Annotated in this window: 21 protein-coding genes and 1 other annotated feature (1 of these 22 running past the window's edge); of the genes, 1 reads left to right on the plus strand and 20 read right to left on the minus strand. The window is 47.9% G+C overall.

Features of this window, described 5'->3' with window-relative positions:
• Positions 1–20: 20 nt before the first annotated feature.
• The 16 genes from ACFPXP_RS22610 to cymR all read right to left on the minus strand — a co-directional run bounded on the left by ACFPXP_RS22610 (position 21) and on the right by cymR (position 14,147).
• A complete protein-coding gene (locus tag ACFPXP_RS22610; protein WP_379896782.1) occupies positions 21–848 on the minus strand; it encodes an amidohydrolase family protein in 828 nt (275 codons plus the stop codon).
• A 31-nt stretch (positions 849–879) separates the two neighbouring features.
• On the minus strand, positions 880–1,656 hold the full coding sequence (locus ACFPXP_RS22615; protein ID WP_379896783.1) for a hydroxypyruvate isomerase family protein: 777 nt from the start codon (positions 1,654–1,656) through the stop codon (positions 880–882).
• A gap of 239 nt (positions 1,657–1,895) precedes the next feature.
• Positions 1,896–3,167 (minus strand): peptidase U32 family protein, encoded by a 1,272-nt coding sequence (locus tag ACFPXP_RS22620; protein WP_379896784.1) that lies wholly within the window; start codon positions 3,165–3,167, stop codon positions 1,896–1,898.
• A gap of 47 nt (positions 3,168–3,214) precedes the next feature.
• On the minus strand, positions 3,215–4,150 hold the full coding sequence (locus tag ACFPXP_RS22625) for a peptidase U32 family protein (RefSeq protein WP_379896785.1): 936 nt from the start codon (positions 4,148–4,150) through the stop codon (positions 3,215–3,217).
• A 5-nt stretch (positions 4,151–4,155) separates the two neighbouring features.
• Positions 4,156–4,812, minus strand: coding sequence for an O-methyltransferase (locus tag ACFPXP_RS22630; RefSeq protein WP_379896786.1), 657 nt, complete (start codon positions 4,810–4,812; stop codon positions 4,156–4,158).
• Between the two features lie 25 nt (positions 4,813–4,837).
• The gene (mltG, locus tag ACFPXP_RS22635) at positions 4,838–5,959 is read right to left on the minus strand and encodes an endolytic transglycosylase MltG (protein ID WP_379896787.1); all 1,122 of its coding nucleotides are present in this window, start codon (positions 5,957–5,959) and stop codon (positions 4,838–4,840) included.
• Positions 5,960–6,027: 68 nt separating this feature from the next.
• Positions 6,028–6,357 (minus strand): DUF1292 domain-containing protein, encoded by a 330-nt coding sequence (locus ACFPXP_RS22640; RefSeq protein WP_379896788.1) that lies wholly within the window; start codon positions 6,355–6,357, stop codon positions 6,028–6,030.
• Positions 6,358–6,382: 25 nt separating this feature from the next.
• On the minus strand, positions 6,383–6,688 hold the full coding sequence (locus ACFPXP_RS22645) for a DUF1292 domain-containing protein (RefSeq protein WP_379896790.1): 306 nt from the start codon (positions 6,686–6,688) through the stop codon (positions 6,383–6,385).
• Between the two features lie 9 nt (positions 6,689–6,697).
• A complete protein-coding gene (ruvX, locus tag ACFPXP_RS22650; RefSeq protein ID WP_379896830.1) occupies positions 6,698–7,108 on the minus strand; it encodes a Holliday junction resolvase RuvX in 411 nt (136 codons plus the stop codon).
• A 118-nt stretch (positions 7,109–7,226) separates the two neighbouring features.
• Entirely contained in the window at positions 7,227–7,490 is a 264-nt protein-coding gene (locus tag ACFPXP_RS22655) for an IreB family regulatory phosphoprotein (RefSeq protein ID WP_379896791.1), read from the minus strand.
• 104 nt (positions 7,491–7,594) lie between these two features.
• Positions 7,595–10,225: an alanine--tRNA ligase gene (alaS, locus tag ACFPXP_RS22660; protein WP_379896792.1), complete on the minus strand. Its 2,631-nt coding sequence runs from the start codon at positions 10,223–10,225 to the stop codon at positions 7,595–7,597.
• Positions 10,226–10,504: 279 nt separating this feature from the next.
• Positions 10,505–11,581: an AI-2E family transporter gene (locus ACFPXP_RS22665; protein WP_379896793.1), complete on the minus strand. Its 1,077-nt coding sequence runs from the start codon at positions 11,579–11,581 to the stop codon at positions 10,505–10,507.
• A 185-nt stretch (positions 11,582–11,766) separates the two neighbouring features.
• Positions 11,767–11,967 (minus strand): hypothetical protein, encoded by a 201-nt coding sequence (locus ACFPXP_RS22670; RefSeq protein WP_379896794.1) that lies wholly within the window; start codon positions 11,965–11,967, stop codon positions 11,767–11,769.
• Between the two features lie 48 nt (positions 11,968–12,015).
• On the minus strand, positions 12,016–12,519 hold the full coding sequence (locus ACFPXP_RS22675; protein ID WP_379896795.1) for a PRC-barrel domain-containing protein: 504 nt from the start codon (positions 12,517–12,519) through the stop codon (positions 12,016–12,018).
• A gap of 16 nt (positions 12,520–12,535) precedes the next feature.
• Positions 12,536–13,687 (minus strand): cysteine desulfurase family protein, encoded by a 1,152-nt coding sequence (locus tag ACFPXP_RS22680; RefSeq protein WP_379896797.1) that lies wholly within the window; start codon positions 13,685–13,687, stop codon positions 12,536–12,538.
• Positions 13,688–13,727: 40 nt separating this feature from the next.
• Positions 13,728–14,147, minus strand: coding sequence for a cysteine metabolism transcriptional regulator CymR (gene cymR / locus ACFPXP_RS22685; protein WP_379896798.1), 420 nt, complete (start codon positions 14,145–14,147; stop codon positions 13,728–13,730).
• A gap of 446 nt (positions 14,148–14,593) precedes the next feature.
• Here cymR and mnmA point away from each other — a divergent pair, with 446 nt between their 5' ends.
• On the plus strand, positions 14,594–15,694 hold the full coding sequence (gene mnmA, locus ACFPXP_RS22690; protein WP_379896800.1) for a tRNA 2-thiouridine(34) synthase MnmA: 1,101 nt from the start codon (positions 14,594–14,596) through the stop codon (positions 15,692–15,694).
• Between the two features lie 59 nt (positions 15,695–15,753).
• On the opposite strand, the gene ACFPXP_RS22695 is transcribed toward mnmA, so the two are convergent.
• The 4 genes from ACFPXP_RS22695 to hisS form a co-directional block, all read right to left on the minus strand.
• Complete coding sequence (locus tag ACFPXP_RS22695; RefSeq protein ID WP_379896802.1) at positions 15,754–17,067, minus strand: replication-associated recombination protein A; 1,314 nt, start codon at positions 17,065–17,067, stop codon at positions 15,754–15,756.
• A 3-nt stretch (positions 17,068–17,070) separates the two neighbouring features.
• The gene (locus ACFPXP_RS22700; RefSeq protein ID WP_379896803.1) at positions 17,071–17,823 is read right to left on the minus strand and encodes a tRNA threonylcarbamoyladenosine dehydratase; all 753 of its coding nucleotides are present in this window, start codon (positions 17,821–17,823) and stop codon (positions 17,071–17,073) included.
• A 151-nt stretch (positions 17,824–17,974) separates the two neighbouring features.
• Complete coding sequence (gene aspS, locus ACFPXP_RS22705; protein WP_379896805.1) at positions 17,975–19,768, minus strand: aspartate--tRNA ligase; 1,794 nt, start codon at positions 19,766–19,768, stop codon at positions 17,975–17,977.
• A 4-nt stretch (positions 19,769–19,772) separates the two neighbouring features.
• Positions 19,773–21,038: a histidine--tRNA ligase gene (gene hisS / locus ACFPXP_RS22710; RefSeq protein ID WP_379896806.1), complete on the minus strand. Its 1,266-nt coding sequence runs from the start codon at positions 21,036–21,038 to the stop codon at positions 19,773–19,775.
• 95 nt (positions 21,039–21,133) lie between these two features.
• Positions 21,134–21,316 (minus strand) — a binding site (T-box leader); it runs 59 nt beyond the window's last position.

Here is a 21,316-nt window from a genome sequence, read left to right on the forward strand (position 1 = left end):
GGTCTCCCTCTCTTGGCTGACTACAAATTATAAAACGCTCTGCAGTTTCCACCTAGTACAGCCGCTTGCTCCTCTGCTGAGAATTGCTGGATATAGTCCATGACAATCCTCATCACAACATCATACGGCTGACTGACCGTACAAACCGGCCAATCCGATCCGATCATCAGTCGATCGCACCCAAAGGATTCAAAGACGACATCCAAATAAGGTTTGAAATTTTCCGCCTTCCAGTCATGCCATTTCGCCTCTGTTACCATGCCGGAAACTTTACAGTACACATTCTTATGCTTCGCCAGTTTTTGAATCTCTGCGGCCCATGGCTCGATGATGCCATCCGCAATGAACGGCTTCGCCAAATGATCCAGCACAAACTTCTGTTCTGGGAATTGCTTGACGACCTCGGAAGCCACCGGCAAATGCTTCGGAAACAGCAACAAGTCGTATGTAAGATGATATTGCTTCAGCAGGGACAGCCCTCTCAGAAACTCCTCTCTTAACATAAATCGATCATCCGGCTCTCCCTGCACCACATGTCTTACACCTTTAAATTTCGGGTGCTTCGCGAAGCGCTCCAAATCCTTTTCAACCTCAGGAGAACATAAGTCGACCCAGCCAACTACACCCATGATATGCTCATATTGATCCGACAGCTGCAGCAGCCACTCCGTCTCTTCCACCGTTGTTCTCGCTTGAACGGCCACAGATCCGGCAAACCCCAGTTTCTGCAAAAGCGGTTTCAAATCGTCCGGCATAAAATCCTTTCGAATGTCCTGCATATCCTCAGATATCCAATCGTACTCCTTCGGATCATATTTCCAAAAATGCTGGTGTGCATCGATATACATATTCATCACCTCTGTTAGTTGTACTTATGTCTCAAAGACGCTCAAAACTGCCAAATGTACGATAAAAGCGGCTCAATCCCTCGGCTGCATCATGAAGAGGGAAATATTCCAGTCCGACATATCTATCATATCCTGTCTTCTGAATCGCCTCCAGCAGCTTGTAAATATCCATTTCTCCAGAGCCTATTTCATGACGACCCGGTGCGTCGGCGATATGGTAAGCCCCAATGCGATCATGGTGCGTTCGAATGATTGAGATAATGTCTTCCCCCATCACCTGCTGATGATAAGCGTCAAACAGCACCTTGATCCGCGAACTCCCCACCTCATCCAGCACCTGTAACGCTTCAAGTGAAGAATCAAGAGCATATCCCGGATGATCCACTCGCGTGTTGAGCGGCTCTAGCACTAATGTAATGCCGCTGTGCTCAAGCAATCGGTCCGCTTCCTTCAAGCCCGTGACTAAGCTCTCCAGAAGTTCATGACGCGGCACCCCCGGCAGCAACGAACCAGCTTGAGTAATCAGCATGGAGCACCCTAATGCTTGAGCCGCCTCGATACTGTCTTTGAGTCCCTGGAGATAGCTTGGTCTTCTTAAAGCATCCGTTAGCGACTCAAACTTGGTGCAGAAGCAGGCAATATGTAAACCCAATTGCTGCTTTAGTTCCTTAATCTGATGTAAATCCTTGTCCCACCAAGACCAAAACTCAAATGCCTCGTAACCGCTTTCTTTTACCCGTTTTAATTGCTCTTCTAATGACAGATTCTCATGTCGAAACAAAGCGTCGATGCAGACGGAGAATTTCAAGCTCATCCCTCCCGTAATATCACTACTCGGTAAAGCGGCAGGTCATTTTTCATTGTAACCCATTGTACTATATTCCCCGTTCGTATGTTAGTCCTGCGCCCACATTTTAAGTCAGATTAAGCAAGAGATTACGAAAGCATAAGAAGCATGATATTCGATGAATGAAAAAAGCCGATCCAGACATAAATTCGTCCGAACCAGCCGTTACTATCTATGCGAATTCCTTAAGGGCTAAACTACTAAATTTTCTTTCTCATCATATCCATCGGCTTCACCGGATGCTCTACCTTCATGCGAAGCACCTGCAGCGGATGACGAGCCGCATCCAACGAATTGCCTTCTTCGTCATAAATCGCTTCCACCTTTTGCTTGAAAAAGGTACCCTTCGGTCCGAAGAATTCAACCTCGTACCCCGGCTTGAAATAATTGCGTTGCTGTACAACCGCGATCGAAGTCTTTGGATCATAATCCAGCACTAAGCCGGCGAAGTCGTAACCGATCATTTTGGCTTCGGGTCCAAAAATATGGTCCTCGTGGCCTGGACGATCGTAGAAAAAGCCTGTATTAAGCGGGCGGTTTGCGGCTTTATAGATTTCCTCCACCCATTCCCGCTTTAATTCGTAATGCTCAGGATCTGCCATATAAGCGTCAACCGCTTGGCGGTATGCATTCACGACGGAGGCCACATAGTGCATACTCTTCATCCGACCTTCAATTTTGAAGCTGTCGACACCGGATTGAATCAAATCCGGAACATGCTCGATCATGAACAAATCCTTGGAGCTCATCGAAAACGGATCGTCCTCGTCTTCAAACAGAGGCACATCATCCCCCAGTTTATTCCCTGTCCCTTTTTCATACAGATCGTATTTCCAGCGACACGACTGACAGCAGCCTCCCCGGTTGGAATCCCGATCCGTAAAATGGTTTGACAGGGTACAGCGGCCGGACCAAGAAGAACACATCGCGCCGTGGATGAATACCTCGATTTCTACGTCAACGCGATTTTTAATTTCTACAATGTCCGCCATACTGGCTTCTCTGGCCAATACAACACGCGGCGCTCCGAAATCCTTCCAAAACTGTACCGTTTTCCAATTCATAACCGATTGCTGTGTACTGACATGAACCTCCAGCTTCGGTGCAACACGCATCGCTGCCTCCATGATGACCGGATCTGCCGTAATAATCGCAGCAATCCCTGCCTCCTGCAGCTGCTTCAGGTACTCTTCGATTCCATCAATATCCTCATTGTGGGCGTATATATTGGTCGTGACGTATACCTTTGCGCCATACTTGGCGGCAAATTGAACGCCTTCCTTCATTTCTTCAAAGCTGAAATTATCTGCATTCGAGCGCAGGCCGTATTTTTGCCCGCCGATATAAACGGCATCTGCTCCGTAATGCACGGCCATTTTAAGCTTTTCCAAATTTCCAGCGGGAGCTAATATCTCAGGTTTGGAGAGCTTCCTTGTGGATGGATTCGGAATTTTCATCACATCGACTGCCATAACCTATGCCTCCTTTTTCGTTGATGACTGCCTGTGCTGCAAACAGATCAGTATACCTGCTCTTTAAACAAAAAGCCGAAGCTCAGCTCCCGATTCGGATCCTGCAGCGCCTGAATACGCTCCAGCCATTCGGGATGAAACTGATACGCCTCTGGATTTTCATAATAAGCATCAATCGCCTCACGATACGTCCGAATCACGGTCGTATGATATTCGAGCGGTTTCAATAAACCGTCAATTTTCACACTATCCAAATCTACTTCAAACAACTCATCCAAAGCTTCAAGCAGACAAATATCATCCGCGCTCATAATATGCGTGCCTGAGGCATCCTCATAAACTGGAATTTGCAGCTCGGGTCTTTCGCGCTCCACGAGATAAAGCTGCCGCTCGGGACCAATTTCTTCAGAAGTCACCTTTCGGCCATGGTGCTCGAAATAATTTTGCAGCAAATACCGATTGGAATGATACATATTGGTCATTCCATGAATTTGCACTTGAACTTCCATGTCCGGCAAATTCTGCTTCACTTCATGGATTTCCTGTAGATTCAGCTCTCTGGCAAGAACGACGCGGGATGCACCTTTCTTCTGCCAAAATCTCGCTGTAGCATAGTTGGTCGCGGTCATCTCCGGATTCCAATGCAGCGGAATAGACATGCCTAATTCCTGAAGTGAAACCATCACGGATGGATCGCCGAATACAATCGCATCCGCCTTCCACTCGACGAGCTGCTCTATATAGTGTTTCAACCCTTCCAGCATATGGTTCTCATACAAATTATTCACCGACACATATGCTTTAGCGCCGCGGGCATGAGCCTTATCTATAGCCTGCTTTATATCCAGTATGCTAAGCGCACCGGGCATTCTTAGACCATACGTTTGCTCTCCAATGCTGACTGCGTCCGCCCCAGCATCCAACACCGCATCGATTTCCTCCAAGCTGCCGGCGGTAGCAAGCAATTCAGGTTTTGTTCTCATCGCAATCACCTGCTCTCTCTATTCATTACACTGACGGCTATCCCGTCTCCTACGGTTAAGATCGAAGTCTGTAGAAGCGGATGATTCATCAGCATTTCATTATACGCTTTGACTTTCTTGATCATAGATCGGTATTTCTTCGGGATCTGAGGATCCTCTGCGTCCATACCGACATATCCACGGAATAAAATATTGTCCGTCACAATCACCGCCCCTGGACTGCATTTCGCCAGCGCGGCTTCCAAGAACAGCGGATATTTCCCTTTGGCGGCGTCTATAAAGACGAAATCAAAAGTACCTTCCTGATGGGCGATCGTTTCGGACGCATCTCCTAAGACCACTTGAATGCGCTCTTCCATGCCGGCAGCCTCTATATTCACACGAGCTCTATCCGCACGCTCTTCATTGAGCTCTAATGTAATAATTTGCGCCATCGGAGCCGCCTCTGCCATCACCAGCGCCGAATAGCCGATCGCCGTTCCGATTTCCAATATACGTTTTGGCTGCTTGATCGCAGCGAGCACGGACAACAATGAAATGCCGGACAATACCATATTCGGTATCCCTTCATTCTCTGCTTCCGTTTCGAGCCGCTGCAGCAGCTCGCTGCGCGGCGGAACCAAACTGCGAACGTAGTGTTCCATCTGTTCATGTACGATCAACAAGCATCCCTCAATTTCGTTTCCGTTACTGCCCCTGTTCGCTCAGCTCTTTATTCTGCAGGTGTTCCTCATAGGTTTCAGCAAATAAATGAGTCCCGCTTCCATCCTTCTTCGTCACATAGAAAAAATAAGTCGACTGCTCTGGATACAAAGCAGCTTCAATGGACTTAATGCCCGGCGAAGCAATAGGTCCCGGCGGTAAGCCCTGTGATTTATAGGTGTTATAAGGGCTATCTACTTCCAAATCGTCATAGAGAAGGCGTTCCTTCTGTTTATCTAACAAATACTGAATCGTTGCGTCAATCTGCAGCATCATGTCCGTATTCAGCCGATTGTAAATGACCGAGGCGACGAGCGGTCTCTCTTCATCGACAATCACTTCTCTTTCGATGAGCGAAGCAATGGTCATCATGTCATGGAAGGTGATGCCCAGGTTGTCTAACTGCTGTTCCCAGCCTTCAGGCAGCTGTTTCAGCTTTTCATCCAATCCTTCGAGCATCTTGGCGACCAGTTCCGCCTCCGTAATGTCTGGTTCAAATAAATAGGTTTCGGGGAATAGATACCCTTCCAGCTTATATTTTAAAGATTCGTCTTCAGGAATAAAATCAATGAATTCTAACTTGGAGCCGAACGCTTCTGGATGCTGTACCCAATATAAGAACTGATCTGCACTGCCATATCCTTGCTCTTCTATACTTTCTGCAATTTGCTGGACGGTAAAGCCTTCAGGAATCGTGAATTTAAGAAGCTCTTCCGTAACCACATCTCCTGTATTCAATCGGCTGATGATGGTGTCCAGCTCCGTTCCGGGGTTCATGGCGTAGGTTCCTGCCTGAAATCCGCTGCCTTCCCCTTTATATTTCAAATACATTTTGAATACATTACTATTGCGTATCAAGCCTTTATCTTCAAGCAAATCTGCGATCTGCGCCGAACTCATCCCCGGTTCTACGGTGAATTGCACCACTTCTGAAGAAGCATCTGGGGGAGTTAAGGCATTCCAAGCAAACAGTGCAATTCCGCCGACCGTTCCGATGACAAGCAGCATTAAGATGAGAATCGTGATAAACACCTTTTTTATCCGCTTCTTCGGTTTCGGTTCTTCGACTATTTCCCCGGAAATGTTTCGTAATTCTTCACGCTGCATACGTTGTAAATCCTCCCGTCAACAAAAAGAGCGGACGAAAGATCCGTCCACCATGCATGACTTCGTATCTATTCATCCTGATCTTTCGATGAATCCGCCAATTTATTATACATAAACTCGTCATAAATTTCAGAAATGTTTTCCCATTCCTCATCATCTTCGACGTTCTCTAATTCAAACTCTTGATTCTGTGAAGGATAATAACGAATTACTTCGATATCTCCTTCTTTTTTCATCGAAGCGTTTTGAACGATTGCGTAATATTGATGATGAAGAGCGAACTCGGCAAGAATCGAGTAAATGCCTTCGCCCGCTCCCTCCAGTTCGATTTGTGTGCCGTATGCATCCCTCAGCAGAGTGACAAGCTCTGCATCCTCTAAAGAATACCATGTTCTCATCGACTCACCTGACTTGTCCGGCATATTATTCCTGGCCTTCCATTTCGTCCATTAACGTATTGAATGTCTCTTCAACGATATCCCATTCTTCTTCACTGTCAATCGTAAACAGCTTAATGTCGTCGCCGTCTTCCTCATATCGGAACGCAAATACTTCCGATTCCTCCTCATCATCACTTTCAACCGGAACGACCATAATATACCTTGCGTCCGAATTGTCCACTTCGAACTTCATAATGACCTCGAATTCAACTTCATTTCCATCCTCATCCGGAATAATAATAATTTCCGGTTGTTCTTCATGCTCATGGTTATGCTGATGTTCGCTCATTTCGTCACCTCATGATTTGGAATCTAAAAAATTTTGCAAGATAATGGAAGCCGCCATCTTGTCAACCACTTGCTTTCTTTTTTTTCGGCTGACATCGGCTTCGATCAATGTTCTTTGCGCCGAAACGGTCGAGAGTCTTTCATCCCACATTTCAACCGGCAAGCTTAGTTTTTGTTGTAACATTTCGGCAAATGCAATACAAATTTCTCCACGAGGGCCAATGGTGTTGTTCATGTTTTTGGGAAGGCCGACAACAATACGTTCTACATTGTACATTGCAGCGAGCTCAGTCAATCTTTGCAGATCCGCTTCTTCGGTTCTTCTGCGAATAACCTCGATCCCTTGAGCCGTCCACCCTAATTCATCACTAACAGCCACCCCGATCGTTTTATCGCCTACATCCAATCCCATTACACGCATGGATTCGTCTCCCTGGTTCATAAAAGTCTGCTTGCCAAACGAGGAAAACCGATGGCCCACCCCCGTCTATTCTCCTTCAACCAAGAAGAATGGACGACTTGAACCATCGGCCCCCAAGTTAACTTCTGTGATGGTGCAAATAATGCTTCACTAGCTCTTCGATTAACTCATCCCGCTCTCTTTTTCCGATCAGACTGCGGGCGTTATTATGACGTGGAATATAAGCAGGGTCACCGGACAATAAGTAGCCGACAATTTGGTTAATCGGGTTATACCCTTTCTCCTGCAGCGCGTCGTAGACTTGCAACAAGATCTCTTTCGGTGATGTCTCAATTTCATCTGATCGAAAATTAAATTTCATCGTTTTATCCATAGAATTCATCACCTGCACCTCCTGCTATCGATTCCGCGCCTTGGCGTCGGTTTCCTGTTCTTACTTTATTATCGCACAAACGAAGTGAAGTTGATAGATCAACTTTATAACGTTTATGCTTGAACTTGCTGCTGAACAAGCTGTTCCACCAGCGCAATCGCTCCGTCCAGCTTCGAAGCATCCTTACCTCCGGCTTGAGCCATATCCGGGCGTCCGCCCCCACCTCCGCCGCAGAAGGAAGCAACTTCTTTTACCAGCTTGCCGGCATGATAACCCTGCTTCACTAAATCCGATGTGACTGCAGCGACAAATTGAACCTTGTCTTCGCTGACAGCACCCAGCACAATTACGGCGGACTGCAGTTTATTCTTCATTTCATCCGCCATGTTTCTTAACGAATCCATATCCGGCGCGTTCACCTTCGCTGCAAGCAGCTGAACACCGCTAACCTGCTTCACTTGATCTGTCAAAGAACCTGCTTCCAAGCTGCTGAGTTTGCTCTTTAGCATGTCATTTTCCCGTGACACCTCTCTCAGCTGCTGTGACAATCCTTCGATTCTGGCCGGTACATCCTGCAAATTCGATTTCAGCAAGGCTGCAGCTTGCTTCAGTGTTCCTAGCTGCTGCTCCATAAACTCAAATGCATGGCGACCTGTCACCGCTTCGATCCGGCGTATGCCGCTGCCGATGCCAGATTCGCTCACAATTTTGAACATGCCGATTTGCCCTGTCTGCTGCACATGACAGCCGCCGCAAAGCTCAATGCTGAAATCACCGATTTGAACAACACGAACAATATCGCCATACTTTTCTCCGAACAAGGCCATCGCACCCATCGCTTTCGCCTCATCAATCGGTTTAAAGTCAATATTCAAGGAAATGTTCGCCCAAATTTCCCTGTTTACGATTTGCTCAATCTGTTCGATTTCCTCCGGCTGAACCGCACCGAAATGCGAAAAATCAAAGCGAAGCCGTTCTGGTGCGACTAAAGATCCTGCTTGATTCGCATGATCCCCAAGCACCATTTTGAGCGCTTTATGCATTAGGTGAGTCGCAGTGTGATTTTTAATAATATCTTCCCTCATCGCAGCATCCACAGAAGCGTTCACCTGTTGACCTTTGCGGAGCGTGCCTCGCTGCACGGTGACTTGGTGAAGATGCTGACCGTGCGGTGCTTTCTTGACCTCTTCTACCAGCGCAGCTGCATCGCCGCCGGTAATCACACCTTTATCACTGATTTGTCCGCCGCTTTCTGCATAAAAAGGAGTCCGATCCAAGATGATTTGACAGGTCTCGCCCTCGCTTACCTGCTCTACCCATTCATTATCTACTACAATCGCCAAAATTTCACCTTCGGCATGGAGCGCGGTATAACCGATAAATTCGCTGGACTCTGTAAAATCTGCTAAAGGTCCGCCTTGAATGTTCATGCTGCCTGTCTCATGTCTTGCCGCACGAGCTCTTTCACGCTGCTTGTTCATCTCCGCTTCGAAGCCGTCCCGGTCCACTTCAAGGCCATGCTCTGCTGCATAATCCTCCGTTAAATCGAGCGGAAAACCATACGTATCATATAATTTGAAAGCTTCATAGCCGTTAATCACGCTGCGGCCTTCATCCTTCGCCTGACGGCTGATCTGCTCCATAATGGCCAAGCCATCGGACAACGTTTCGTGAAACCGCTCCTCTTCATTGCGAACCACTTTCTCAATGAATTCGCGCTTCTCTACGACTTCGGTATAGTGCATTCCCATAATCTCGCCGACAACGCTGACCAGCTGGTACATGAATGGCTTGTCGATACCGAGTACTTTTCCGTATCTTACTGCTCGGCGCAGCAAACGGCGAATGACATATCCGCGTCCTTCATTCGACGGCAATACACCATCGCCAACTGCAAAGGTGACCGTACGGATGTGGTCCGCAATGACCTTCAGTGCGATGTCCTGCTCTGCATTTTCGCGGTAACGCACACCTGCAATTTCACATGTGGCCTGAATAATCGGCTGGAACAGATCGGTATCAAAGTTCGAATCGACATCCTGCAGAATGGAAGCGAATCTTTCCAATCCGGCGCCGGTATCGATGTTTTTATTCGGAAGCGGTGTGTATGAACCGTCCTTGTTGTGATTGAATTGGGAGAACACATTGTTCCAGACTTCAAGAAAGCGCTCATTCTCTCCGCCCGGATAACATTCCGGATCCGACAAGTCACCGTAAGCTTCTCCGCGGTCATAAAATATTTCCGTACAAGGGCCGCAAGGGCCTTCGCCAATATCCCAGAAATTGTCCTCCAGCTTAACTATCCGTTCTGCGGGAATACCAATCTTTTCGTTCCAAAGCTTGAATGCCTCGTCATCCTCCGGATGAATCGTTACCGAAATGCGATCGGGATCAAAGCCGATCCATTGCTTGTCCGTCAAAAATTCCCAAGCCCAAGTAATGGCTTCTTCCTTAAAATAATCACCAATCGAAAAATTTCCCAGCATCTCGAAAAACGTCTGATGCCGTTTCGTCTTGCCGACATTCTCAATATCGTTGGTCCGGATACACTTTTGCGCATTGGCAATCCTCGGATTCTCCGGTTTCACCCTGCCGTCAAAATACGGCTTTAACGGTGCCATGCCGGCATTAATCCAGAGCAACGAAGGATCGTTATGTGGTACAAGTGAAGCACTAGGCTCCACCTTGTGTCCTTTGCTGGCAAAAAAATCAAGCCACTTTTGGCGTATTTCACTAGATTTCATTCATTCTTCCTCCAAGCTGCATACGTCTTCTATTACCACATTGAAATTGATTTCATTTTCAATGGACGAACAATATTCTCATCAAAACACAGGCCGCACTTCCCCGGCGTAACGGGTCAGTGTTTTCTACCGAGCTTATAAAAGTTCTATGTGGAAAGAAAGGCTCCTTAAAGGAGCCTCGCCTGCGAACCGTAATCTCTTGAAAACAATCAGTTTCCATATCATTCAAAATTATATCGACTCCTTTTTGTCCTGTCAAGAAATGAAGATCGCAGAAGGTCAAGGATTACGCGGATTTCGCCGTACATAATAAACGAACAAATGATGAACGACAACCTTCAGCGCAGCAAATAATGGCACCGCCAAAATCATGCCGAGTATACCAGCCAATTCCCCGCCTACCAGCAAAACGAAAATGATCGTCAGCGGATGCATGTGCAGGGTTTTCCCGACGATTTGCGGTGATATCACGTTCCCCTCCAGCACTTGACAGACGGTATTGACGATGGCAACCATTATGACCATTCTGAGCGAGACCGTTGCCGCCATAACGATGGCAGGAGCCGCCCCTAAATAGGGGCCTAGATATGGAACAATGTTAAACACAGCAACAATGCCTGCGAACAAGAGCGGATACGGCATGCCGATCAACCAGTAGCCGATGTAGGCCAGCACGCCAACGACGGCGCAGACAATCATTTGCCCGCGAACATAGCTGCCTAGTGCACGGTCAATCTCAACCAGCAGCCGAACGACTCCTTTCCGTTTGTTGCGAGGGACAATCGTCAATGCGGTACGCTCGAGCAGCTTAAAGTCCTTCAGCATGTAGAAGGCCAAAAAAGGAATGATAAAAGCAATCAGCAGTGTGTTAATCGTGCTCCCTAAACGGTTAAGAAACCGGGAAATTTGGCCGCTGATCGATTTCTCCAAATTGTACAGCGAGGTCTGCAAGCCTTCCTTTATCGAATCCGGTAAATTGCGGTTTTCGTAAACGGCCTGCAGCATCTTTTGTGTCTGTGCCGTCATCTCCGGTAAATGCTCATTAAGCTCCTTTAATTGGGCAATAAACATAGGAATAATATTCATCATAATCACTGTAACAGACCCGATAAACAATGCGTAAATGACGAGAATGGCAACCGTTCTAGGAACCTTCCTCTCGCTTAGCAGACTGACCACCGGATTAAGTAAGTACGAGATAATGACCGCGATTAAGAATGGTGCCAGCACTGCCTTCAAAAAACCAAACAGCCAGCCTAGAAACGGTGTAATTTGTTGGACAAAAAAAATAATCAATACGGTAATCAAAGTATATAAAAGAAGCAGCAGTCCTTTGTGGTTTAACCATTTGTCCATGCTATTCCCCCTGTACACCCGCCAATCACTTCAAAAGCAAGCTCTTTACAGTATATGTACTGCTTGGACATCTTACTCCATAAATAAGCAGAGAAGGTGAAGTCTGCCGCATATCGGACTATAACAAAAAAATCACCTAAGCTCCTTGCAGAGCTTAAGTGATTTTAAAGTCATGTCCCCGTCCGCTACGGCGAAACGTGTAGCTGAGACATTTCCTCCTCGAAGAACAAATCATCGAGGGAGCTTAACGTCCCATCCTCTTCAACCTGATAAACCGACATTTTGTCGCCGTTCACGGTCAGTTCAATAAAGCATCCCCAGCAGTAAAACTGATGGGAACCGATTTTTCCGATATCTTTGGAATTGCAATTTGGACATCGCAGCATCTTTCTCACCCTATCCTACTATAATCCTCCAGGTCCAACTGCTTGGACCTACGTTGCAACGATTTTCTCTATGAGCTGCTCAGCCGATACGGGGACGATCACCGCATCTTCCCCTAGCGTAATTTTGTCCGGTAATGGGATCCAATGTCGTCCCTCTTGAATATCGGTAAGAAAACCGTCCGTTAATTCGAACCCTAATATATTCCTTCCCATATTTTCGGGAAAATACACATTCTCGATTGCCCCGATTCGATGACCGTGTATTGTAAACATTTCTCTGCCGTGCAAGCTTTTCAATTCAAACCAATCCTCTGCCTTCTTATCTAGCTCTTGAAGGACAGCCACGCTGGGAATGGTTATGGCGTCATCCCCTACGCTGATAATATCTTCCCAACCAACAAATCTCGGCGATGCAAACCAACGCTTAACATCGAGCAATATTCCTGCAGCCGACCAATTCCGTGAAATCAGTATATCGTTACAGTGTCCACACTCTTTACCCGTCTCTATATCTAAGACCGGCAGGCCTATGATTTGCTGCGAATGAAGCAAGCGGGACAGCCTCCTTCTAATGTGTTTTACGTATTCTTTCGACCGTGGTTGCAATTTTTTTTACGGCTGTGTCGATCGTTTCTATTTCTATTCCCCAGCCGAAGCTAAAGCGTACAGCAGAAGCCGTAATATTATCCGCCAGTTCCATCGATTTTAACACATGGGAGATTTCCAGCGACCCGGATGTACACGCGGAACCACTGGATGCTGCAATACCAGCAAGGTCCAGACTCATCAGCATAGTCTCTGTCTGTGTGCCGATGAAGCTGATGTTTGCAATGTGAGGCAGTCTAAGCTCAGGGTGGCCATTAAGCACGACGTTGTCTTCCCCAAGTTTCTTCTTCAATTGGTCCACAAAGGTTAGACGAATTTGCTGCATCGTTCGTTGCTTTTGTTCCACATTTTCTACTGCTAATTCGAGCGCTTTTGCAAAACCGACAATTCCCGGCACATTTTCCGTTCCGCCTCTACGTTTCCTCTCCTGCTGACCTCCGTGCAAATGCGGTGTAAGCGGTGCTTTCGCAGCGGCGTATAGGAGGCCGTTCCCTTTAGGCCCATTGATTTTGTGAGCAGAAAAGCTCATAAAATCAACCGGAAGAGATGAAAGGTCTATACGAATCGAACCTAAGGCTTGTACCGCATCAACGTGAAACAGGATACCGTGCGATCTTGCGATCTCCCCGATCTGTTCGATAGGCTGCAGGACACCCGTCTCGTTGTTGCCGTACATCACGGAGATGAGGCCCGTATCCGGTCTAATCGATCGCTCCAGTTCACCCAGGCTCAGCAGTCCGTTCGAATCTACATTCAAGTACGTAATGTCAAAGCCCTGCTTTTCCAAATATGAGCAAGCACCCAGCACAGCGTGGTGCTCTGTTTTCGATGTGATCACATGCTTTTTGGCGGGAAATTGTGCGAACATGCTGCCGATAATCGCTAAGTTGTCGCTTTCCGTCCCGCCGCTAGTAAAGATCAGCTCAGCCGGCTTGCAAGATAGAAGCTCCGCGGCAAGATCCCTTGCCCGATTCAATGCATTTCTTGCTTCTCTGCCAAAATGATGCAGACTGGAAGCATTCCCGTAATTTTGTGAAAAATACGGCAGCATCGCTTCTATGACCTCTGGTCTTAGAGGGGTTGTGGCGGCATGATCTAAGTAAATACGTTCCATGATTCATTTCTCCGCTTCAGAGCAAGTATATATTCGAGTATTAAATATAAAACATATAGTCGCTATTTTCCCCATTATCTTGATATTGAATCAGATGAGCGAGCGTCGTCGAATCCAAAACTTGGGCAATGCTGTCTCGAATCCTTATCCATAGGTCGCGCTTGGCAGGATCATCTTCCTCTGTGAAGTCCACAGGGCTGATCGGACCTTCCAGCACTCGGATAATATCTCCAGCCGTGATTTCGTCCGGAAGCTTGGAAAGTATATAGCCGCCGTATGCGCCGCGAATACTTTTCACCATGCCCGAATTTCTAAGCGGGGCAATCAACTGCTCCAAATAATGCTCGGACAGCTGATGCTTCTCGGCAATGCTTTTTAATGAAGTGGGGCCTTCTCCGTAATTGGCAGCAAGCTCCATCATAATCGTTAATCCGTAACGTCCCTTCGTCGATATTTTCAAACCGGCACCTCTTCTATCATAAATTTATTCCTAATGGGGACTTGTTTCCTATATCCCACTATTTTTATATGTTAACATAGAACACTCGGAAAAGGTGAGAAAAACTTCTATCGAACTCTTGCAGAGAGGTACGACCTCGTTTTAATGTATTTTTATCGCCAATAGAAAAGTTTAACCCTTTATTCTTTCATGAGTTGAACTTTTCGATGTGGTAAAAAAATGCGCATTCCGCTCATCTTTCGCAATTTTCTCGAGATGTGTTAAACTGCTATAATAAGAAAAACGTCTATCCAAACTGTAAAGGATGAGCCATCTCCCAAGTTTGCACAGCAAACTCCTTCATTCGCTTTAACGATCCGCTTTAAGCGGTAGTATTCCTTTGCGGCAGGTGAGATATTAAAGAGTGCATCACGCACCTTCATTTTTATACAGAAAGGAACTTTCAGATGGAAACGAAAGACCATTCACATATACGCGTTGTCGTCGGAATGTCCGGCGGCGTCGATTCTTCTGTTACGGCATTGCTCCTAAAGCAGCAAGGGTATGACGTCATCGGTATTTTCATGAAAAACTGGGATGATACCGACGAATTCGGCCACTGCACGGCAGAGGAGGATGCGGAAGATGTTCGCCGCGTCTGCGATCAAATCGGGATTCCCTATTATACGGTCAATTTCGAAAAAGAATACGGGGAAAAGGTGTTCGATTATTTCCTGGATGAATATCGAAAAGGCCGCACACCTAATCCGGACGTCATGTGCAACCGGGAAATCAAATTTGGTGAGTTTTTGGAAAAAGCACTAGAACTCGGTGCAGACTATATCGCTACAGGTCATTATGCCAGAGTCATCGATGATAACGGCGTATACCGCCTGCTGCGCGGAGTGGACCAAAACAAAGACCAAACTTACTTCCTCAGCAAGCTTAATCAATACCAGCTGTCGAAGGCGATGTTTCCTATCGGCCACTTACCGAAGAAGCAGGTACGCGAAATCGCGTCCGAAGCCGGTCTGGCCACTGCGAAGAAAAAAGACAGCACGGGCGTATGCTTCATCGGCGAGCGGAATTTCAGAGAATTCTTAAGTCAATACTTGCCGGCACGTCCCGGAGAAATCCGAACGCTTGACGGAGAAGTGAAAGGAACGCATGACGGCCTTATGTACTATACGCTTGGACAACGCCAAGGATTGGGAATCGGCGGTTCAGGCACTGGCGAACCATGGTTTGTAGCTAAAAAGGATTTAGCAAACAATATTTTATACGTCGTACAAGGCGGAGACCATCCGGAGCTATTCTCTCATGGACTTTATGCGTCGGATGTATGCTGGCTGCAGGAAAAGGCTCCTGAAGAGCCGTTCAAATGCACAGCCAAATTCCGTTACCGTCAGCCTGATCAAAGCGTGACCGTCATCCCTCGGGAAGATGGCACAGTCGAGGTTGTCTACGACCAACCGCAAAAAGCAGTGACACCTGGACAAGCCGTTGTCTTCTACAACGGAGAAGAATGTCTCGGCGCAGGTACCATTGATCAAACGTACCAAAAATAACAAATGCCAAAAACGAACGTCCTCGGCCTGATGACAGGAGAGGACGTTTTTGTTTGATCTTATGTCTTCTTTCGCCGGTGTTGGTTGGTTCGAATTCTTTCCTCCATCCCCTGATCGCTTGCTTCGTACAAGGTCAAGCGCTTGAGCGGATCCGGCATATACTGCTGTTCTACATAATGATTTGGGTAATCATGCGGATATTTATACCCGACGTGTCCCAGCTTCTCCGCCCCTTTATAATGGGCGTCACGCAGATGAAGCGGAACCTCCAGCGTGCCTGCCTGATCGATCGCGTGCGTCGCTTTGCCGATCGCCAGCGCAACGCTGTTTGATTTCGGACTTTCCACGGCGAACAAGATCGCCTGGGCGACAATATACTTGGCTTCAGGCCAGCCGATTTGATGATAAGCCTGCATCGCATTGACCGCCTGCAGCATAGCTTGCGGGTTCGCTAAACCAATGTCCTCGCTGCAGGCAACGGTCAAGCGCCGTATGAACGTCATCGGATCCATGCCCAGCTTCTCCACAGCGTACAGGAACCACAGCAGCGCTGCATCGCTGGAGCCGCGAATGCTTTTATGAAACGCCGAAAGCACATCGTACTGCGTGGAAGGATCCGCCTTCGTATTCGGCCTGCGAATCGATTCTTCCGCCGCCTGCAGTGTAATACGTACTGTACCGTCCGCACGGGGCGAGGAAGTCATCGCCGCGAGCTCCAATGCCGTTAGCGCTCTGCGAATATCACCGTTGGCCACCCTCGCAATATGCTCCAGTGCTTCCTCGTCTACAGCAATCGGCAATTTACCAAGCCCCTTGCGTTCATCCTTTAACGCACGCTTCATCGCTTCATAGGCATGCTCTTTGGTTAAAGGCTCAAGCTGAAACAAGGTTGACCGTGACAAAAGCGCTCCGTTCACATGATGATACGGATTCTCCGTCGTTGCGCCGATGAGAATAATGATCCCCTTTTCCACGGCCGGCAGAAGAGAATCTTGACGGGCGGAATTGAAGCGATGCACCTCATCTAAAAATAAAATCGTTCTTTTACCGTACAGGCTCTGATAATCCTTCGCCTGCTCAATCACTTCGCGGACATCCTTGACTGAAGCATCGACAGCGTTTAATCGAACGAACTGTGCTTCCGTACGGCGGGAGATAATATGTGCCAGCGTTGTCTTTCCACAACCAGGAGGACCATATAAAAGCAGTGAAGTGACCTGGTCGCTTTCAATCATCCGGCGAAGCAGCTTGCCAGGCGCCAGCAAGTGCTCTTGTCCAATGTATTCTTCTAATGTTTCCGGACGCATACGATCGGCCAAAAGCTGATGACGGACAACCGGGTTTTCTTCCTCTTCGTATGAAAATAGGTCCATTCTTTACACCCGCTCTTTGGCTTCCAAAAGCTCTTTTACAACGACACTGACCATAATAAGACCAGCGACCGGAGGAACAAACGAATTGCTCGCGGGAGGCTGCTGTGCCTTGCGTATTTCGGGCGCATTTTCCGGAACAATCCGTTTGGTGATATCTTCTCTAGGCTTCACGGGTTCTTCCGTCGAGAAGACGACCTTAACCCCTTTCTTAATCCCTTCCTTCCGCAGCTTTTGGCGAATCACCCGAGCGATCGGATCAACCGACGTTTTGGATATATCGGCCACTTGGAACCTCGTCGGGTCCATTTTATTGGCGGCGCCCATACTGGAGATGATCGGGATTTTGCGCTGAAGGCACTGCTTGATCAAATGAATTTTGTATGAAACGGTATCAGATGCGTCAATGACATAATCGAGATCGTACCTAAACAGGCGCTCGTACGTTTCGTCCGTGTAAAACATATTGAGTGTAATCGCATCGCACTCCGGATTAATCAGCTCGATGCGCTCCTTCATAAGCTCGGTTTTTTGCTGTCCGATCGTCGAAGTCAAGGCGTGGATTTGACGATTGATATTCGTAATGTCGACCACATCTTTATCAATCATAATAATACGGCCGACCCCTGATCTCGCAAGTGCTTCCGCTGCGATCGAGCCAACGCCGCCGATACCCAGCACGGCAACCGTGCTGTTTTTCAACTTTTCCAAGCCTTCGGTACCGATAGCCAGCTCCGTTCTAGAAAACTGATGAAGCATATTCTGTTTTCCACCTCCGTATGATCTGATCACAGCCATACAGGGGAGGCCATGGCGAAAGCCATGCTACCCCTGTGAATAACTGTGTACTGCACTGAATTATGATCATCTATGACTTGCCCGACTTAAACTAGGGCGGCATGCGTAATTATTATGCTTGCTCTTTTGCTTGTTTAGCCTCTGGCTTATACGTCACATCAATGTGCAGCTCTCTCAGCTGCTTCGGACTTACTTCATTCGGAGCGTCGGACATCAAGTCCGTAGCGCTTGCCGTCTTAGGGAATGCAATCGTCTCGCGCAGGTTTGTCGTACCCGACAACAGCATCACCAGGCGGTCGAAGCCGAACGCGATACCTCCGTGCGGCGGGGTGCCGTATTCGAATGCGTCAAGGAAGAATCCGAATTTGTCCTGTGCTTCCTCCATCGTAAAGCCAAGTGCATTAAACATTTTCTCTTGTACCGCTCTTTGGAAAATACGCATTGAGCCGCCGCCAACTTCGTAGCCGTTCAGAACGAGGTCATACGCCTGCGCCCGAATTTTCAGCGGATCCGTGTCGAAGTATTCCAGATCCTCATCTTTCGGTCTAGTGAACGGATGATGCTCTGCAACATAGCGCTTCTCTTCTTCGTCATAGCTGAGAAGCGGGAAATCTACCACCCATGCGAATTTATAGACGGAATCGTCGATCAGTCCGAGATCTCTTCCGATTTTCAGCCGCAGATTACCAAGCACATCGGCGACAACCTTCTTGCTGTCGGCGGAGAATAGAATCAGGTCTCCTTCTTCCGCTTGCATCCGTTCCTTCAAGCCAGCCAGTTCCTCTTCGCTGAAAAATTTCACAATCGGCCCCTTCATTTCTCCGTCCTTCATTTGGATCCATGCCAAGCCCTTCGCGCCGTAACGTGCAGCGTATACGCCCAAATCATCAATCTCTTTACGGCTCCAAGTGCCGCAGCCTTTCGCATTGATCGCCTTCACCTGGCCTCCGCTCTTGACGACGTTGGCGAACACTTTCACACCGGAGTCTGCGACGAGATCGGACAGGTCTACCAGCTCTAGGCCAAAACGAAGGTCCGGCTTATCGGAGCCGTATTTGCCCATCGCTTCGGAATAAGGCAGTCGCTGGAACGGAGTTGGAATGTCGACGCCGATCGTTTCCTTGAACAGCTTCGCAACAAGCTCTTCCATCAAAGTCAGCAGCTGATCCTGCGACATGAACGAGGTTTCAATGTCTACCTGTGTAAATTCCGGCTGTCTGTCCGCTCTGAGGTCTTCATCGCGGAAGCAGCGCGCGATTTGATAATATCGTTCCAAACCGCCAACCATCAAAAGCTGCTTGAACAGCTGAGGAGATTGCGGCAGGGCGAAAAATTCACCCGGATGAACTCGGCTCGGCACCAAATAGTCCCTTGCCCCTTCCGGCGTGCTCTTCGTCAAAATCGGTGTCTCCACATCGATAAATCCATGGTTATCCAAGAAATCACGGAAAATTTTTGCTGCCTTCGAACGAAGCATAAGCGTCCGCTGCATTTCTGGACGGCGAAGGTCCAAATAACGATACTTCAGGCGAATCGATTCATCGATTTCAATCCCGTCTTCGATAAAAAATGGCGGATTCTTTGCAACGTTGAGCACTTCGATCTCCGTCACGCGAACCTCGATCGTTCCCGTTGGCAGATTTTCATTGTAAGTTTCAGGATCTCTATGAACGACTGTTCCTTTCACAGCAAGAACGTACTCGTTCCGCGATTTATCGGCTATCTCAAAAGCTTCCTTCGAAAACTCCGGATTGAATACGATCTGCACCATTCCGCTCCGGTCGCGCAAATCGATAAAAAGGACGCCTCCCAAGTCTCTTCGGCGCTGCACCCAGCCGTTCAGTACGACGGTCTCGCCAACCTGCTGTTCCGTTAATGTTCCACATTGATGTGTTCTCAGCATCATGTGATTACACTCCCCTTTCACATTTTTCTTTTAATTGATTGATCCAATCGTTCAAGCTGACCGATTGCTGATCGCCTGTACCTAAATCCTTCAGCACAATTTCGCCTTTCGCCAGCTCGTCTTCGCCTAATATCGCTGCAAATCTCGCCCCAAAGCGGTCTGCAGATTTCAGCTGCGCCTTCATTTTGCGGCTTGTATAATCTTTATCCGCGCGGATCCCGGCAGCCCTCAGCTGATACAGCAGCTTGACGGCTTCCTTCTCCGCTTGCTCACCCATGCTGATGAGATATACATCGAGCGGATTCGGAGGATCCAGTACAATCCCTTGATTCTGCATAACGAGCAGTACGCGCTCGATGCCGATGCCGAAGCCGATGCCTGGCTGCTCCGGTCCTCCCAGCTGGGAGACGAGTCCATTGTAGCGGCCGCCTCCGCCGATCGTATCGATCGACCCGATCCCTTCGCTCTTAAATTCGAAAGCGGTATGCGTGTAGTAATCAAGACCTCTGACCAGCTTCGGATTCAGGATGAATGGAATGTCTAAACGGGTCAAATGGTCCTGAACAGCCTCAAAATGATTCGTGCATTCCTCGTCCAAGCTGTCCAGAATAGAAGGTGCATCCTCGAATAAATGTTGATCGACCTTGCAGTCAAGCACCCGCATCGGGTTTTTGTCCATTCGCGCTAAACAATCTTTACAGAGCTGATCCTTAAGAGGTTCTAAGAAGCCAAGCAGCTTATCACGATATACCGCGCGGCTCTCTGGATTGCCTACTGAATTGATCTCTACACGTACGTTCGATAGGCCCAGCTCACGGTAAATTTCATAGCCCATGGCGATGACTTCGGCGTCCAATGCCGGATCATCCGAGCCAAAAGCCTCAATACCAAACTGGTGAAATTGACGGTATCTTCCAGCTTGAGGCTGCTCGTAACGGAACATCGGACCGATGTAAAATAATTTGCTGATATCCGGTTCCCCATACAGCTTGTTTTCCACATAGGCACGAACGACGCCTGCCGTTCCTTCAGGGCGCAGGGTCATGCTGCGCTTTCCTTTATCTTCGAACGTATACATTTCTTTCGAAACGACATCGGTCGTCTCCCCGACTCCGCGTAAAAACAGCTCGGTGCTTTCAAAGACAGGCGTGCGAATTTCCTTATAATGAAACCGAGCACAGATCTCCCGTGCTTTTTGTTCAAAGCGCTGCCACTGCTCAACGATGCCAGGCAAAAAATCCTGTGTGCCTTTTGGTTTTTGAATACTCATCAGCTAACCTCCTTTGTTTCATGGTAAGTGGTCGATTTCGAAATACTGCGAAAGATGAGCTTGAGGGTATAAAAAAATCTCCCGCCCCTGCCTGAAGCAGGGACGAGAGATGTTGCTCCCGTGGTACCACCCAAATTTAGAGAAATCATGACAATGTTCTCTACACTCTTTACGTTTAACGCCCGCATCGCGCCTGCGGCTAATAGGATATATATCCGTTCACCGAAGGTTCTCGGGGAAGTCTTTTCGCTTGCTCCTCACAAGAATGCTTTCAGCCA

The organism is Marinicrinis lubricantis, assembly GCF_042658665.1.
Lineage (GTDB): Bacteria > Bacillota > Bacilli > Paenibacillales > KCTC-33676 > Marinicrinis > Marinicrinis lubricantis.

Bases quoted from the DNA above. Each gene is read 5' to 3' on its own strand.
- ACFPXP_RS22610 (WP_379896782.1), bottom strand. From the start codon at position 848: ATGTATATCGATGCACACCAGCATTTTTGGAAATATGATCCGAAGGAG.
- ACFPXP_RS22620 (WP_379896784.1), bottom strand. From the start codon at position 3,167: ATGGCAGTCGATGTGATGAAAATTCCGAATCCATCCACAAGGAAGCTC.
- ACFPXP_RS22625 (WP_379896785.1), bottom strand. From the start codon at position 4,150: ATGAGAACAAAACCTGAATTGCTTGCTACCGCCGGCAGCTTGGAGGAA.
- mltG (WP_379896787.1), bottom strand. From the start codon at position 5,959: ATGCAGCGTGAAGAATTACGAAACATTTCCGGGGAAATAGTCGAAGAA.
- ACFPXP_RS22640 (WP_379896788.1), bottom strand. From the start codon at position 6,357: ATGAGAACATGGTATTCTTTAGAGGATGCAGAGCTTGTCACTCTGCTG.
- ACFPXP_RS22645 (WP_379896790.1), bottom strand. From the start codon at position 6,688: ATGAGCGAACATCAGCATAACCATGAGCATGAAGAACAACCGGAAATT.
- ruvX (WP_379896830.1), bottom strand. From the start codon at position 7,108: ATGCGTGTAATGGGATTGGATGTAGGCGATAAAACGATCGGGGTGGCT.
- ACFPXP_RS22655 (WP_379896791.1), bottom strand. From the start codon at position 7,490: ATGAATTCTATGGATAAAACGATGAAATTTAATTTTCGATCAGATGAA.
- alaS (WP_379896792.1), bottom strand. From the start codon at position 10,225: ATGAAATCTAGTGAAATACGCCAAAAGTGGCTTGATTTTTTTGCCAGC.
- ACFPXP_RS22665 (WP_379896793.1), bottom strand. From the start codon at position 11,581: ATGGACAAATGGTTAAACCACAAAGGACTGCTGCTTCTTTTATATACT.
- ACFPXP_RS22670 (WP_379896794.1), bottom strand. From the start codon at position 11,967: ATGCTGCGATGTCCAAATTGCAATTCCAAAGATATCGGAAAAATCGGT.
- ACFPXP_RS22680 (WP_379896797.1), bottom strand. From the start codon at position 13,687: ATGGAACGTATTTACTTAGATCATGCCGCCACAACCCCTCTAAGACCA.
- mnmA (WP_379896800.1), top strand. From the start codon at position 14,594: ATGGAAACGAAAGACCATTCACATATACGCGTTGTCGTCGGAATGTCC.
- ACFPXP_RS22695 (WP_379896802.1), bottom strand. From the start codon at position 17,067: ATGGACCTATTTTCATACGAAGAGGAAGAAAACCCGGTTGTCCGTCAT.
- ACFPXP_RS22700 (WP_379896803.1), bottom strand. From the start codon at position 17,823: ATGCTTCATCAGTTTTCTAGAACGGAGCTGGCTATCGGTACCGAAGGC.
- aspS (WP_379896805.1), bottom strand. From the start codon at position 19,768: ATGATGCTGAGAACACATCAATGTGGAACATTAACGGAACAGCAGGTT.
- hisS (WP_379896806.1), bottom strand. From the start codon at position 21,038: ATGAGTATTCAAAAACCAAAAGGCACACAGGATTTTTTGCCTGGCATC.